The sequence below is a fragment of the Allobosea sp. 05T422_2 genome (assembly GCF_056396265.1).
The window spans coordinates 1-14,825 of sequence record NZ_JBFTLD010000160.1 but is presented as its reverse complement, the minus strand read 5'-3'; the positions used below and the strand labels follow the sequence as shown (position 1 = coordinate 14,825).

General features: G+C 63.8%; 12 protein-coding genes. 6 read left to right on the top strand and 6 right to left on the bottom strand.

From position 1 onward, the window contains the following. On the top strand, positions 1 to 477 hold a 477-nt coding region (locus AC1DJT_RS23595), incomplete at its 5' end, for a GntR family transcriptional regulator (RefSeq protein WP_476834978.1). Positions 478 to 1,016: 539 nt separating this feature from the next. On the opposite strand, the gene AC1DJT_RS23590 is transcribed toward AC1DJT_RS23595, so the two are convergent. Next, positions 1,017 to 2,261 (bottom strand): benzoate/H(+) symporter BenE family transporter, encoded by a 1,245-nt coding sequence (locus AC1DJT_RS23590; protein ID WP_476834977.1) that lies wholly within the window; start codon positions 2,259 to 2,261, stop codon positions 1,017 to 1,019. Positions 2,262 to 2,375: 114 nt separating this feature from the next. Here AC1DJT_RS23590 and pdxR point away from each other — a divergent pair, with 114 nt between their 5' ends. Both pdxR and AC1DJT_RS23580 read left to right on the top strand, forming a co-directional pair. Beyond that, a complete protein-coding gene (gene pdxR / locus AC1DJT_RS23585; protein WP_441491030.1) occupies positions 2,376 to 3,866 on the top strand; it encodes a MocR-like pyridoxine biosynthesis transcription factor PdxR in 1,491 nt (496 codons plus the stop codon). 243 nt (positions 3,867 to 4,109) lie between these two features. Beyond that, a complete protein-coding gene (locus tag AC1DJT_RS23580; protein WP_476770784.1) occupies positions 4,110 to 4,910 on the top strand; it encodes a YggS family pyridoxal phosphate-dependent enzyme in 801 nt (266 codons plus the stop codon). Between the two features lie 112 nt (positions 4,911 to 5,022). Here the strand turns inward: AC1DJT_RS23580 and AC1DJT_RS23575 are convergent, their stop codons facing one another. From AC1DJT_RS23575 to AC1DJT_RS23560, 4 genes are all read right to left on the bottom strand, one after another. Continuing rightward, positions 5,023 to 5,775: an SDR family NAD(P)-dependent oxidoreductase gene (locus tag AC1DJT_RS23575; RefSeq protein WP_441491032.1), complete on the bottom strand. Its 753-nt coding sequence runs from the start codon at positions 5,773 to 5,775 to the stop codon at positions 5,023 to 5,025. Positions 5,776 to 6,008: 233 nt separating this feature from the next. Then, the gene (locus AC1DJT_RS23570) at positions 6,009 to 7,187 is read right to left on the bottom strand and encodes a GAF domain-containing sensor histidine kinase (protein ID WP_476776589.1); all 1,179 of its coding nucleotides are present in this window, start codon (positions 7,185 to 7,187) and stop codon (positions 6,009 to 6,011) included. 162 nt (positions 7,188 to 7,349) lie between these two features. Beyond that, positions 7,350 to 10,130 carry a hybrid sensor histidine kinase/response regulator gene (locus tag AC1DJT_RS23565; protein WP_476834976.1) on the bottom strand — a complete coding sequence of 927 codons (2,781 nt, stop codon included), beginning with the start codon at positions 10,128 to 10,130 and terminating at the stop codon, positions 7,350 to 7,352. Positions 10,131 to 10,420: 290 nt separating this feature from the next. Further along, positions 10,421 to 10,681, bottom strand: a complete 261-nt coding sequence (locus tag AC1DJT_RS23560) for a hypothetical protein (RefSeq protein WP_441491035.1) — start codon at positions 10,679 to 10,681, stop codon at positions 10,421 to 10,423. Positions 10,682 to 10,927: 246 nt separating this feature from the next. Here AC1DJT_RS23560 and AC1DJT_RS23555 point away from each other — a divergent pair, with 246 nt between their 5' ends. After that, the gene (locus AC1DJT_RS23555; RefSeq protein WP_476834975.1) at positions 10,928 to 11,224 is read left to right on the top strand and encodes a hypothetical protein; all 297 of its coding nucleotides are present in this window, start codon (positions 10,928 to 10,930) and stop codon (positions 11,222 to 11,224) included. Positions 11,225 to 11,261: 37 nt separating this feature from the next. Here the strand turns inward: AC1DJT_RS23555 and AC1DJT_RS23550 are convergent, their stop codons facing one another. Beyond that, positions 11,262 to 13,163: a hybrid sensor histidine kinase/response regulator gene (locus AC1DJT_RS23550; RefSeq protein ID WP_441507733.1), complete on the bottom strand. Its 1,902-nt coding sequence runs from the start codon at positions 13,161 to 13,163 to the stop codon at positions 11,262 to 11,264. A 202-nt stretch (positions 13,164 to 13,365) separates the two neighbouring features. Here AC1DJT_RS23550 and AC1DJT_RS23545 point away from each other — a divergent pair, with 202 nt between their 5' ends. Both AC1DJT_RS23545 and AC1DJT_RS23540 read left to right on the top strand, forming a co-directional pair. Then, positions 13,366 to 13,791 (top strand): lipocalin-like domain-containing protein, encoded by a 426-nt coding sequence (locus tag AC1DJT_RS23545; RefSeq protein WP_476834974.1) that lies wholly within the window; start codon positions 13,366 to 13,368, stop codon positions 13,789 to 13,791. A gap of 68 nt (positions 13,792 to 13,859) precedes the next feature. After that, entirely contained in the window at positions 13,860 to 14,774 is a 915-nt protein-coding gene (locus tag AC1DJT_RS23540) for a LysR family transcriptional regulator (RefSeq protein WP_476834973.1), read from the top strand. Positions 14,775 to 14,825 lie beyond the last annotated feature (51 nt).

Sequence of the window (14,825 nt, the reverse complement as noted above, 5' to 3'; positions counted from 1 at the left end):
GTCCTCGTCCGCACGCGCTGCTGGCTCGAAACCAGGGCGCTCGAGGAAGCGATCAGCCATCGTGACGAGCGCTGGGAGGAAGGCATCGTGCTCGCCCTCCACCGGCTCTCGCGCTATCGCTCGGATCTCCCTGCGGAGCGCGCCGCTTGGGAGGACGCCCATCGCAATTTCCACCGGGCGCTGCTGGCGAATTGCGGGTCGCCCTGGCTGCTCGAGTTCTGCGAGATCCTGGCCGACCATGCCTCGCGCTATATCTCGATCTCGCACGCCTTTGGCAGGATGCCGCGCAATGGGCAGAGCGAGCACGAGGCGCTGATGAAGGCGGTGCTCAACGGCACCCCGCAAGAGGCCTGTGCCCTGCTCGTCGCGCACTACACCAAGACGCTCCAGACGATCGAGGAACTGTTCACGGAGGAGCGTTTCGCAGCCCTTGCGACCGGGCCCGGGAGCACACGCACCGCGGAATTCACGGAGTGACCACAGCGACGCTACGCGGAAATCTGATCTCCGCGTCGGCAAATCTGTGGGGAGCGCCGTTGTTTCGAGTGTCGCCTCCAGCCCGATCTTGCCGGGCCTCTTCCCGTCTCCGCCCGCCGCAGCGACGAACGTGGCTGGCGTGTCTGACTGGACCTCAGGACAGTCGATGGTCAGGCTCGGCGACAAGGCCGAAATCCTMCTGGAGCCCCCCGGACCCGGCAATGGGCTCGTGAGCCGAAGGTGCGCATATTGGCGTAAGGCATCGCTCGTCAGAAGCCGACCGATGCGGTCGTAAACGGCAAGCCCGTCACGCGGTGCMTGTTCGGAAGCGGCAAAAGTCAGACGATTGCCGAACACCGGATTGTCCATGGTAGTGKACATGCTTGGTGGTGTGGCGATCGTCTGGGCAGCTGACGCGGCGGCCCCGATAATTCGCGTGAGATGGTTCGGTTTCTGCTCGAAAGCTGAGGCGTGGGATTGCACGAGAAGGATCACGTTTCGGGTCGGCCGACATTGACGAAGGCGAAGTCCGCATGCCCTCACTCTGCCCCGCCTCTGCCGACTGCCGACGGACGAGCGCCCTCGACAGACTCACGGCGCGGCAAACGGCCATGCAGGATCACATAGGCGACGAGCCCGATCACCAGCCCCCAGAACGCCCCGCCGATGCCGAGCAGGCTGATCTTGGCCGATGAGGCAAGGAACGTGATCAACGCCGCCTCACGCGACCTCTGGTCGGCCATAGCGCTGGCGAGACTGCCGCCAATCGTGCCCATTAGCGCCAGCCCTGCGAGCGTCGTGATGAAGGTCGCTGGGAATGCCATGAAGACCGCMGCCAGAGCCACGCCGAAGACGCCGACAAGCACATAGAAAACGCCTGCGGCGATTCCTGCGATCCACCGTTTGGACGGATCCTCATGCGCTTCCTTGCCCGTGCAGATCGCCGCGGTGATCGCTGCGATGTTGAAGGCGTKGGAACCGAACGGCGCCATGATCAGCGAACCGAGACCTGTCACGGTCACGATCGGATTGGCGCTGGTCCTGAAGCCGTCATTGCGCAGGACGAGCATCCCCGGCATGTACTGCCCGGTCAACGTGATCAGGAACAGCGGCAACGCGACGCTCAAGAGCGCATTGAGCGAAATGTCCGGCGCAGTGAACACCGGAGCCGCAAGCTTGAACTGAAGCCCCGCGAGATCGACACGTCCCTGCACAGTCAAGAAGGCGAGGCCGAGCACCAGAATGCCAACGATAGCATAGCGAGGGATGAAGCGCTTCAGCACGAGATAGGCGATGATCAGAAGCCCAACCAGCAGAGGATCGACGCTCGCACCGCCAAACGCGCCGATGCCGAACTGCAGCAGGATACCGGCGAGCAAGCCTGATGCGATGCCCGGCGGGATCAGCCTGACGACCTTCTCGAAATAGCCCGACAGCCCGAGGGCGACGAATGCGGCCGCCGAGATCAGGTAAGCACCGACCGCCTCGGCATAAGGGGTCGTGGCGAGTGCCGTGACGAGGAACGCCGCCGCCGGCGTCGACCAGGCCGTGATGATCGGCTCGCGAAAGTGCCAGCTCAGATAGATCCCCGTCAGCCCCACGCCGATTGAAACAGACCAGACCCAGGATGCCGTCAGCTCCGGGCTGAGCCCCGCAACCTTTGCGGCCTGAAAGACCAGAATGAAGGTTCCCCCATAGTTGACGATGACAGAGATCAGTCCCGCGACGATCGGAGGCGCGAGATCACTTGGAGTGAGCGATGGTGGTGACGAGACAGGCGGCATGATCGTGGTCGTTATCCTGAAAACCCGCCTGGCCCGGGCCAGCGAGGCGGCTTGACTCCTAGCGGATCAATGGTCTGTTCATCCCCTCCACTTTCTTCGAGCAAGTCAGACCAATTGTTCAAGCATTCTCAGTTGGAATCGGTGAAGGCATGGCTTGCCCATCCCGCCCATGCGGAACTGCCGCTTCACGCGCGTATTCAACGGGCTTTGCGGCAGATGATCCTCGATGGTGCGCTGGGTCCCGGCAAGCCGCTGCCGGCCTCGCGGGCGCTCGCCAAATCGCTCGGTCTCTCCCGCGACACGATCGAGGCCGCCTATGCCCAGCTCCATGCCGAGGGCTTCATCGACCGGCGGGTGGGCAGCGGCAGTTTCGTGGCTGAGATGACCGAGTTCACTCCTGGCCTCAGGCTCTCTCATCGCGGCGCACTGCGGCGTAGCCCGGCTTCGAACCTCAGCGAACGCGGAGCGGCCATCTTCCGCGGTGGCGGCGTTCGCGAGCAGCTATCTCCCCGGCCGTTTGCCCCGGGCGTACCCGAGACGCGCAGCTTTCCGCTCGCGCTCTGGCAACGCCTGGAGCGGCAGGTGCTGAAGGAGACCGGCACGCGGGCGCTTCTTCACGGAGATCCCCAGGGCGCGGAGCCGCTTCGACGCGCTATTGCAGACTATGTCAACCTGGAGAGAGGCGCCCGCGCTCATCCCGACCGCGTGCTGGTCCTGACAAGCTCACAACAGGCAGTGGCGCTCTGCGCCAATATGCTGCTGGATCCTGGAGACCGCATCTTTATCGAGGATCCAGCCTATTACGGGGCACGCAAGGCCTTCGATGCAGCCGGTCTGGAATCTGCGCCTATCCGCGTCGACGATCAGGGAATTCTGGTCGAGCAACTGCGTGACGATCCGCGCAAGGCCAAGGCCGTCTTCCTGACGCCGTCCCATCAGTTTCCGACGGGCGCGACACTTGCGCTCGACCGGCGTCTCTCCCTGATCGAATGGGCAGCGAAGCATCAGGCCTGGATCATCGAGGACGACTACGACAGCGAGTTTCACTACGCCGGCAAACCAATGGCCTGCGTTCAGGGTCTCGATCAGCATGACCGGACCGTCTATATCGGCACATTCACGAAATCGCTCTTTCCAGGCTTGCGGGTCGGCTATGTCGTGCTGCCCCCGCAGCTGGTCAAGCCAATGACGATTGCGCGCACGCTCCTGGACGGCCACACCGCCTCGATCGCGCAATTGACACTCGCCCGTTTTATGGAGGGAGGACATTTCGGAGCGCATGTTCGCGCCATGCGTAATGTCTACGCCGAGCGGCTCGAAATCCTGGCAAGCCTMGTGCGGACGGAGCTTTCGGCTTTCGTCGAGCCTCGGGTCCCGATCGGTGGACTCCAGATGCCGTGCGCGCTGACCGGCGACCTTTCAGAGCGTGCGGCCATCGACGCCGCGCAGCGCGTTGGCGTCGAGCTTCTGGGTCTGTCGGCCCTTCATGCTTCTGGCAATGGCGAGGCTGGCTTTCTGATGGGCTTCGCGGCCTACACTCCGGCCGAGCTTGAGGTCGCAGTCAAGCAGCTCTCGAGCGCATTCCGGACTGTGAAGAGCGCGTAGACCGGGGCAGTCCGGCTCACCGCAAATGGCCGGCCTTATCCTCTGCAAGTGGATGGGTGCAGCAGGCCATTTTCAAGATAAATACCGACGARGCGATCCGCCGCAGATCAACAGTCGCATGTGCCAGGACTACACTTCATCTGGGTATAACGGACCTGCATCAAGGCGGGATCGTCGGGTTGCCGCCCTCGGCAAGGTCTTCGCAAGACTTGCCCGGCGGTCTCATCTGGAGCTTGCTTCGACATGAATGCACCATCGACGGGCGCCCTTTCGGCCGAGGATATCGCCCGCTTCGGTCATGACCCTGCCGAAGCATTTGCGATGAACCTGAAAGCCGTTCAGGAGCGCATCGCGTCAGCGTGCCAGGGCTGCGGGCGAAATCCAGTCGATGTGCATCTGCTGCCGGTCACCAAGACGGTTCCCGCCCATATCCTGCGGCTCGCCTTTGCTGCAGGCATCTCCAGCTTTGGGGAGAACAAGCTTCAGGAGGCCCGGGACAAGCGGTCGGTGCTTGGCGACCTGCCGATCCGCTGGAGCATCATCGGTCACCTCCAGACGAACAAGGTCAAGTATCTCGCCCGCTTCGCCACGGAGTTCCATGCCCTCGACAGCGTCCGGCTGGCCGATGAGCTCAACCGCCGGCTGGAGGCCGAGGGGCGCGACCTCGACGTCTTCGTTCAGGTGAACACGTCCGGCGAGGCCAGCAAGTACGGCCTGCATCCCGACGATCTTGTGTCGTTCGTCGAATGTCTGTCCGAGTACCCTCGCCTGAAGCCGCGCGGCCTCATGACGCTGGCAATCTTCAGTGCGGATTCCGAGCGCGTGCGCGCCTGTTTCCGGCTGCTGCGGACCCTGCGGGACCGCGCCGTCAGCATCGATCCCGGCCTTGTGCAGTTGTCGATGGGTATGTCGGGTGACTTCGAGTGCGCCATCGAGGAAGGCGCCGACGTCGTTCGGGTCGGCCAGGCCATTTTCGGTGCGCGACCGACCAGCGACGCGCTCTACTGGCCTGGTCTCATCCCGACCTCGCGACCGGAAGAGTGACGACACCGAGCCGAGCCTGTTCTGTTTCCGAAAGCAGACATGATCCGGCGGCAATGCGGGTTGCCGGCTGCGCCTCATGCAGCTTCGTCAGGCCCAGGTCTTCACCGCTGTGTCAGGTCAGCAACTGCCCGCCATCGACGACGATCGTTTGCCCGGTCACCCAGCTTGCCATGTCGCTCGCCAGGAACAGGGCGACATTGGCGACCTCTCCCGGCGCCCCGAAGCGCCCCCAGGGAATGCTGCCGAGCGTGCGCTCGTAGAGCTGCGGATCGGTCGTCTTGCGATTTTCCCACGAGCCGCCCGGAAACGCGATCGAGCCCGGCGCGATGGCGTTGACCCGGATGCGCTTCGGTGCGAGCGCCCGCCCCTGCCCCATGGTGTAGTTGACCACGGCCGCCTTGATGGCAGCGTAGGGCAGCGAACGCGGCACCGCCGTCAGGCCGGAAATCGACGAGATGTTGATGATGGCGCCGCCGCCCGCTTCCTCCAGGAACGGTATCGCCGTCTGGGTGGCGCGCACGGTCGCCATCAGGTCGACATTGATGCTGGCAAGCCAGCCGCTCTCGTCATCCTTCGAGCCGAAGCCCGACGCGTTGTTGATCAGGATGTCGATGCCGCCGAGCGCGCGAGCAGCGTCAGCCACAAAGCTCGCGGCCGCAGAGCCCTCGCCGAGATCGCATGCCATGCTGAAAACCGCCCCGCCATGCCGCTTCAACTCGGCTTCGACGGCGCTGAGCCCCTCGGGATTGCGAGCGCAGATCGCCACATCGGCGCCTGCCGCCGCGAAAGAGAGCGCGATGGATCGCCCGATGCCGCGGCTGCCGCCTGCGACGACGACCTTCTTGCCCCTGAAGGAGATTTCCATTCCGTAGCCCCGTTCAAACCATTTGACTGATCACGCCATGGTGCGCTTTCGGCAAACCGGCCTCAATCCGAATATGGCCCGGCGTCGATGTGTCCACACCCCAGTGAGGGGCGGATCATGCCGGCCGCTCCATCGCGGGCGCGAACTCCTTTTTCGGGGCAAGGGGCAATTTCTGTCGCGCATCACCGGCGGGCATCCCGGAGGCGATAGGCGCCGATCGAAACCCGGGTCGCTCAGAGGGTGAGCGGCATCCTGAATCTGAACCGCGTGCCCTCGGATGTCGAGATGACATCCAGCGTGCCTGCATGCGCCTTGGCGATCTGCGCGCAGATATAGAGGCCAAGACCGAGGCCCTGCTGGTGGGATCTGGCGGAGGCGCGCACGAAGGGTTTGAAGAGCTCGGCCATGATCTCAGGCGGGATTGGCTCTCCGGAATTCGAGACCGACAGCTCGAAATAGTCGGGAGACCGATGAGCGTCCACGATCACGGGGCCGTCCTCGGCGCCGTGCCTCAATGCGTTGGCGATGAGGTTCGACGCCATCTGGGCGATGCGCGCCGGGTCGCAGTCGATGACGCCGTCGAACCGCAGCGCCGCCGCGATCTCGCGATCGGGATATGCGGTCTGGAGTTCGCCGATCACCTGCTCTAGCGCAGGCTTCAGGTTCGTCTCGGCACCGCGCTCGAGAATGAACCCGCCGCCCAGTCGCCCGCGTGCGAAATCGAGAACGTCGTCGATCAGGCGCGACATCCGGCCAACGCTGCTCTGCATCATCGTCGCCAGCGTGCGCACCTTCGCCATGTCATCGCTCTTCAGCACCATGCGAAGGCCGGAATGGATGGAGGCAAGCGGATTGCGCAGGTCATGGCCGAGCACGGCGATGAACTGCTCGCGGATCTCGGTGTTCTGCAATTCGCCGACCAGTCTGGCCGCGCTGTCAGCGAGTTTCTGGTGGGCGTCGAGGTGGAAGGCGATCAGCTCAGCGAAGAGCTTGAACATGCCGGTAATGGCGGGCGTGCTGACGACATGCGGCCGCGGGTCGATCGCGCAGAGCGTGCCGAAGAATATTCCATCAGGCAGGATGATCGGCATCGAGATATAGCTCTGCAGGCCATAGGTCGCAGGCGTATGATGCCGGCAATAGACGGGGTCCGCGTCGACATGGTCGATGACGACCATCTCGCGATGGTCGCGGATTTCATTGCAGATCGTGGTCTCGATCTTTAGCTCGCCGCCGGGCTGCAGGCCGAACGCGATTTCGTCGCGAACGCCACAGGCGACCCAGCGGTCCTCGGTCACCCGCGCGACGGCGGCAAAGCCCATGCCCGTCGTCCGGCACACCACTTCCAGAATGCTCGGTACCGCGGCAATGGACGAGATCGCGGCGATATCTTCAGAGAAATCTTGACGCATCAAACCCCGCCCGGAAAAAATGAGCGGAAACACAATCGTGACGACGCGTCTATGTCAAAAGACCGGTCACGATTGGCCGTCCACGCCCGGATATGCGGCTCAGACATTTCTCCAAAGCCATGGGCATAGCGGCCATTCCGGCCCCATACCATAGGATAATGCCTAGCCTGTGACGCGTCCCAACACCCGCCCGAGCAGGTCCAGACCATAGGGCTTCTTGAGCAACTCGGTGCGCGGCTCTGCATCAAGACCCTCGACCTGGTCCCGCCCCGTCGCGAAGACAATGGCGATCGCCGGCTTGAGTTCACGCAAGCTCCGGGAGAGCTCGATGCCCGAAATGTCGGGCAGGCCGACATCGGTCAGCAGGATGTCGATCTCCTCCCGCGACGCGATATCGATTGCCTCGCGCCCGCTATCGGCCTCGATCGCGACATAGCCGAGCTCGCGGACCAGATCGGCGGTATCCATGCGAATGATGGCGTCATCCTCGCAAACGAGGACCGTGAGTTTCCGCGCGGGCTCGGATGCAGCGAGCGGTGCCGGGCTGACTGCCGGCTCCGGCGTGTCGCCAGACGGTTTCCTGCCGCCATGCGACAGGACCTGCCTGATCTTCCTGGCCAGAGCCTCGCGCGTGTAGGGCTTCGACAGCAGGTTGACGCCTTCATCGAGCCGCCCGCCATGTACGATGGAGTTTTCCGTGTAGCCCGAGGTGAAGAGCACGCCGAGTTCCGGCAGCCTCTCCTTGGCCTTGCGCGCCAGTTCCGGGCTCTTCAATACTCCCGGCATCACGACATCGGTGAAGAGCAGGTCGATGGGTATGCCGCTCTCGATGACCGCAAGCGCGCTTTGCGCGTCATGTGCCTTCAGGACGCGGTAACCGAGTTCGCCCAGCAGTGCGATCACCGTGTCGCGAACGGCCTCGTCGTCCTCGACGACCAGGATGGTCTCGCTGCCGCCGCTGACCGGGCCGGTTTCGCTCTCGACCGGCATATCCTCGACCTGGGTCGAGCGTGGCAGATAGAGCCGGATCGTCGTGCCGTGGCCGGCCTCGCTGTAGATCTTCACATGGCCGCCGGACTGTTTGACGAAGCCGTAGACCATGGAGAGGCCGAGGCCTGTGCCCTTGCCTTCGGGTTTGGTCGAGAAGAACGGCTCGAAGACCCGCTCMATGACCTCAGGGCTCATGCCCGAGCCCGTATCGGTCACCGCCACCATGACATACTGGCCCGCCGAGACATCGGAATGCGCGCGTGCATAGGCGTCGTCGAGAAAGGCGTTGCCGGCCTCGATGGTGAGGCGGCCCTGGCCGTCCATCGCATCACGCGAATTGATCGCGAGATTGAGGAGCGCATTCTCCACATTGGTCGGATCGACCAATGTGTTCCAGAGCCCGCCGGCGATCATCGTTTCCACTTCGACGGCTTCGCCCAATGTGCGGCGAAGCAGATCGTCCATGCCGCGGATCAGCCGGCCTACGCTGACGACCTTGGGCTCCAGCGCCTGCCGGCGGCCGAAGGCCAGCAGTTGAGCGGCGAGCTTTGAGCCGCGCGCCACGCCTGCCATGGCGTTCGCGGCCCGCTTCTCGGCCCTCTCATTGCCGGTGATATCGCGCGAGAGCAGCTGCAGGTTCCCGCTGATGACCTGCAGCAGGTTGTTGAAATCATGCGCAACGCCGCCGGTCAGGTTGCCGATCGCCTCCATCTTCTGGCTGTGGCGCAGGGCATCCTGCGCCCTGGCGAGCTCGGCCGTGCGGAGCTCAACGCGATCTTCCAAGGTCGTGGCGAGGTCCGAGAGCGCCGCCTCAGCCGTCTTCTGATCGTCTATATCGGTATTGGTGCCGATCCAGCGTGCCACCGCGCCGTTCTCATCGAGGATCGGGACGGCACGGGCGATGTGCCAGCGGAAGGCCCCGTCATGGCGCCTCAGCCTGAATTCGGTCTCGTAGCGAATCCCGTCACGCCGGGCATTTTCCCAGGCTGCGGCGGCACTCGCGAGATCGTCGGGATGAACGATCGCTGTCCAGCGCTCGTCGTCGAGCGCGCCTGCCTCGGTTCCAGAATAGGAATAGACCTGTTCGTTGAACCAATCKAGCATTCCGTCCGGCGTCGCGGTCCAGACATGGTTCGGCATGGATTGCGACAGAGTCCGGAAGCGGCTTTCGCTCTCCTGCAAAGCGGCCTCGGCCTTTTTGCGGCCCGTGATGTCCTGGAAGAGCACCGCGACCTGCTTCGCGCTGGCCGGCTCGATGCGAAAGGCCGAGAGCYCGAGATAGCGGCCGGTGGCGACGAGCTCACGTTCGAAGCGGATCGGCTGGCCGGTGCGCAKCACGCCGCCATAGAGCTCGACCCAGCCATCGGCCTCGTCCTGCACCATGTCGCGGAGCTTCTTTCCGACGACATCGGGAATGCCGGCATGAATCGCGTAGGCGGGGTTGGCCTCGATATGAATGTAGTCGCTCAGCGCGCCATGCGGCCCATCGAAGAACTCGATGATGCAGAACCCCTCATCTATGCTGTCGAACAGGGTGCGATAGCGCTCTTCGGTCGCGACCAGCGCCTCTTCGACCGATTTTTGCGCCGTAATGTCGCGGGAAATCGCCAGCAGCCGCTCCGGCTTGCCGTCGGGACCCGGGACAGGCGTGACGCGGACATCCCACCATTTGGGCGTGCCCGCCATCGTCCTGGCGAAGCCCTCGAATTGGCCGGTGCCGCCGGCCCTGGCCGCTGCAACAGCGGCGATCGCCTCTGCCCGATCCGTGCCCTCCCAGAAATCGGTCCAGGCGCACCCCTCGATCGGCCCAAAATCGGCGACCTCCATGACCCGTATGCCGCCTTCGCTCATGAAGGTCAKCTTGCCGTCGAGGTCGAGAACCTTGATGCAATCGTCGGATATCGCGAGCACGCTCTGGATCAGGCGGCGGTCGCGCTCCACGTCTGTGGTCACAGTCAGGTCCCTGCTCATTGCGCTGCGTGATGTCTCGAGCGTGCAAGCGTTCCTAGCGGCATTCGGCATGAACTGACACTGAGAGGATCATCGCGGGGCCGCCAGACTGAGCAGAGTGGAAGGAAAAACGGGGAGATAGACACGCCGGCAGTCCGCCGGKGAGACGAAGGATTTCGACACCGACAATCGACTGGCGACACTCAACTGCGATGCCCCCCGTCAGGTTCCATCGGTCCGAAAAGATTCTGCGCCTCACGATGCCGTCCGTGCGCAGGCACGAAGAGGCGCCCTCATTCTGATCCGGCCTGGGCCTCGCCTTCGCCGTCCCCGCCATTCATCACGCCGTAGGAGCTGGATTTTGCGCCCGGCACGAGCGTGTAACCGACGGCCTCCAGCCCTCGCCTGAGCAGCTCCCGCACGGCCGCGGCACGCGTCGGCATGCGATTATTGAACCGGAAGTCATCGATCACCCGCAGCTCGTCCTCGTCGAGCATGACCTGAAGTCGCTCGCCGCGGCTGAGGCTTGTTCCCTTGATCGTTGTCTCGCTCATTGTCCGACCCTGCGCTGCCCGGATCACTCAATCGACGCAAAAGCATCACTCTCATCAGAATGCGCCACTTACTCATTTGTTCCCATTGCGCCATCGGCTCGAAATGAGCAGGCGGTGCGCACGCCTCGCTATAAGCCACTGCACCAATTGGTTTTTTATCGTATCGACGGGCGAGGCGCGGTACTCTTGAGAAAATTATCTCAGGGACCGCGCCGAAGTTTCGCCCGTCCCGGAACAGGAGCAGCGATGCCAGTTGCAGGAAAAATCGTGCTCAAGAGCGGAGCACAGCTTCCGCTGGAATACCGCATGGTGACCCAGCCGGACGGCCTCCTGTCCGGTGAGCTGATCGGCKATCTGGATGCCTGGGATCCGTTGGTCTTTGCCGACCGCCTGAGACTGGTCTGCAATGACGGGCGATCAGTCGAGGTGCTGATCACGCATGTGACGGACAAGGGCGCGCTTTTCATCGCCGCGCTGGAAGTTGCCGCCACGAACTCCGATTGCCAGGATGTGGCAACCACGACGGCAGCACTCGCTGGCTAGTATTGGGCCGCGGCGCAGTCGGATCTGCGTGCCGAATTCAGCTTGTTGCCGCGTCGACGGCACGCTGGAGATCGACCTGCCAGAACGGCTTTGAGAGCCGGGGCAGTTTCTGTCCCTGCTCGGTTGGCAGCTCCGCATAGCCGGTTGCCAGGATGATCGGCAGGTCCGGCCATTTCGCCCTGATGATTTCGGCGAGCTGGGCGCCCGTCATCCGGGGCATCGCGTGGTCGGTGATGACGAGATCGATCTTTGCGCCGCCGTCGAGCACCTCGAGCGCCTCCCTGGCCGAGGCCGCCTCGATCACGCTGTGTCCAAGATCCTCGAGCAAGGCCGCCGTGTTCATCAGGATGAGTGCGTCGTCATCGACGGCGAGCACCCGCAATGAGCGCTGGGGCTTGTCATCCGCCGGATACGATCGGGCATCGGGCGAGACCTCCTGCGTCGGCAATCGCTCTGCGACGGGAAGCCAGATTTCGGCCGTCGTCCCCTCTCCGGACCGGCTCTTGAGGACGAATCCCCCCCCGGACTGTTCGGCCATGCCATGGACCATGGAGAGCCCGAGCCCGGTGCCCTTGCCGACCCCCTTGGTCGTGAAGAACGGCTCGGTCGCGCGTGCCAACGTCTGCTCGTCCATTCCCTCTCCGACATCGCTCACCGACAGGCAGAGATAGCGCCCTGGCGCCAGGTTCGAGCGCCCGGCCGCCGCAATATCCTCAGCGCGCGCCGCAATGATGATCGTCCCGCCACCTGGCATGGCGTCCCGCGCATTCATGGTCAGGTTCAGCAGCGCCAGTTCGAGCTGATGCGGATCGACGCGCGCCGCATCCAGCGCCAGCGGAAACCGCGTTTCAATACTGACGAGCGGACCGAGCGAGCGCTGGAGCAACTCCGACATGCCCGAGACCAGCTTCGGCAGGTCGACCGTCGTGGGAGAAAGTTCCTGGCGGCGCGCGAAGGACAGCATGCGCTGTGTCAGGGAAATGCCCCGGCGCGCGCCCTCGATCGCGTTATCGGCGAGAGCGGCGACCTTCTCGCTCGAGGCCTGTTTGCGGATGAGCTCCAGGCTGCCGAGGATGGCGGCCAGCAGATTATTGAAGTCATGCGCAACGCCGCCGGTGAGCTGGCCGATGGCCTCGGTCTTCTGGCTTTGAAGCAGCGATTGCCGCGCCTCCTCCAGCGCCTGCTCATGGCGTCGCCGTTCGGTCATGTCCCGGGTGACCTTGGCGAAGCCGATGACCTCGCCATTGTCCCCCTTAATCGCATCGATGACCACGCTTGCCCAGAACGGCGTTCCGTCCTTCCGGAGGCGCCAACCCTCCTTCTCGAACTTGCCCTCGCGGATGGCCGTGTCGAGCGCGCGCTGGGGCTCGCCCCTCTCGCGATCCTCGGCCGTATAGAAACGGGAGAAATGCTGCCCGATGATCTCGTCTGGCGCATAGCCCTTGATCCGCTCGGCACCCTGATTCCAGTTGCTGACGATGCCGTCGCGATTGAGCATATAGATGGCGTAGTCGGTGACGCCCTGCACCAGGAGCCGGAAGCGCTCCTCGCTTCGACGCAGGGCATTTTCGGCTTCTCTCCGCTCGGACAGATCGCGCGTGATCTTGGCGAAGCCGAGGAGTTCGCCGTCCGTTCCATAGATCGCATCGATGACGACGCTGGCCCAGAAGGTCGTGCCGTCCTTGCGGACGCGCCAGCCCTCGCTTTCGAAGCGGCCCTCGCGCGCCGCCGTGCCCAGCGCGAACGCGGGCAGTCCCCTCGCGCGATCGGCATCGGTGTAGAAACGCGAGAAATTGGTGCCAAGCACCTCCAGCGCCGTGTAGCCCTTGAAGCGTTCGGCCCCGCGGTTCCAGCTGCCGATCGTGCCTGCCGGGTCGAGCATGTAGATCGCATAATCCGTGACGGCCTCGACCAGGATGCGATAACGCTCATCGCCCATTGCAGATTGTTCGGCCTTACCCATAGCGTCCCMGCGCATCACACCGGAACAGGGAACGTCGGCGAGTGGACATTGTTCCGTCGCCGGAATGAAAAAGCATCGAGCGCCCCGTCGCAGCGCAGCACGCCTAAGCCCCATTTGCTTTATCGAATGCCCCGAGCAAGATGGCTACCAACTCGCGAAAGCGTCGTTGGAGACTGGCATGGCCGACGCCGAAGCTCTGCTGGGCACCTGGAAAATGATCTCCTGGACGCGCGAGGCTGTCGCGACCGGGGTCGTGACCGACGCCATGGGGTCTGATCCGGTCGGCTACATTTCCTATCAGCCCGACGGTCGAATGATGGCGCTCGTGCTTGACCGGAACAGGGAGAAGCCCGTCGGGTCTGCGCCATCGCCCGAGGAAAAGATCGGTCTGTTCGATTCGATGCTTGCCTATGCGGCGGCCTATACGCTGGAGGACGACAAGGTCACCCACCATGTCGACGCTGCCTGGAACCCGACCTGGCAGATCGACCTGATCCGGCCCTACACCCTGGCCGGGGACAGACTCGTGATCAGCGGAGCGCCCGGCCACGATCCCGCAACCGGCGAAGCGGTGATCTACCGCATGGAGTTCCGGAAGGTCTGAGCGCTTTCGCGGGCAGATCGGCACATTTTCAGATTGAACCGAACGACCGCCGCGCTAGCCTAGCTGCAATGATCATTCGTCAGCTTGTCTACCTGGACGCCCTTGCCCGCGAGAAGCATTYTCGACGCGCAGCCGAGGCCTGCCACGTCTCCCAACCCACCCTGTCCACCGCCATCGGCCAGCTGGAGGAGGAACTCGGCGTGCTCATCGTCGAGCGGGGGCGCCGGTTTCAGGGATTGACCAAGGAGGGCGAGGTCGTCCTCGCCCATGCCCGCCGCATCCTGGCGGAGGCCGACCTGCTGAAGGAATCGATCGCCGAGCTCAGGCAGGGCGTGAGCGGCCGTATCCGGCTCGGCGCCATTCCGACAGCCCTGCCGATGATCGCCCATATCACCGCGCCGTTCTCGGAGCGCTACCCGGCGGTMTCCCTGACCGTGCTGTCGCTGACCTCGGCCGAGATCCAGAGCCGAATCGACAATTTCGAGCTCGATGTCGGCCTGACCTATCTCGACAATGAACCTCTCGACCGCGTGATCTCGAAGCCGATCTACCTGGAATCCTATGTGCTGCTGACGCGCGAGGATGGCGAGATCGCGCGGCAGGACACCATCACCTGGGCGGAAGCCGCGGAGCTCAAGCTTTGCCTGCTGACCTCCGACATGCAGAACCGACGGATCATCGACGGCATCTTTCGCTCCGTCGGACATTCGCCTCGGCCGGCAATCGAAACCAACTCGATCTTCAACCTGTGCTCTCATGCCGGGATCCAGGGCGTCTCGAGCATCGTCTCGCTGCAGCTGCTCGAGTTCTTCGGGGTACCGCTCGGAACCAAGGCCCTGCCGCTCGTGGAGCCGGACGCCAAGCGCACCATCGGGCTGATCGTGGCGGACCGYCAGCCCTTCGCGCCCTTGGCGCGAAACMTGCTGATGATGTCGCGCCCGATCAGCGAGGCCGGCCTGCCTCGCCTGCCCATCGTGAGATAGCTGAGTTCTATCTAAGACGGCAGATCCAGCTCCTCCCGGAGGGAACTATAA

Coding starts and splice junctions, on each gene's coding strand:
- AC1DJT_RS23570 (WP_476776589.1), bottom strand. CDS start 7,187: ATGCGTCAAGATTTCTCTGAAGATATCGCCGCGATCTCGTCCATTGCC.
- AC1DJT_RS23560 (WP_441491035.1), bottom strand. CDS start 10,681: ATGAGCGAGACAACGATCAAGGGAACAAGCCTCAGCCGCGGCGAGCGA.
- AC1DJT_RS23580 (WP_476770784.1), top strand. CDS start 4,110: ATGAATGCACCATCGACGGGCGCCCTTTCGGCCGAGGATATCGCCCGC.
- AC1DJT_RS23545 (WP_476834974.1), top strand. CDS start 13,366: ATGGCCGACGCCGAAGCTCTGCTGGGCACCTGGAAAATGATCTCCTGG.
- AC1DJT_RS23575 (WP_441491032.1), bottom strand. CDS start 5,775: ATGGAAATCTCCTTCAGGGGCAAGAAGGTCGTCGTCGCAGGCGGCAGC.
- AC1DJT_RS23550 (WP_441507733.1), bottom strand. CDS start 13,163: ATGGGCGATGAGCGTTATCGCATCCTGGTCGAGGCCGTCACGGATTAT.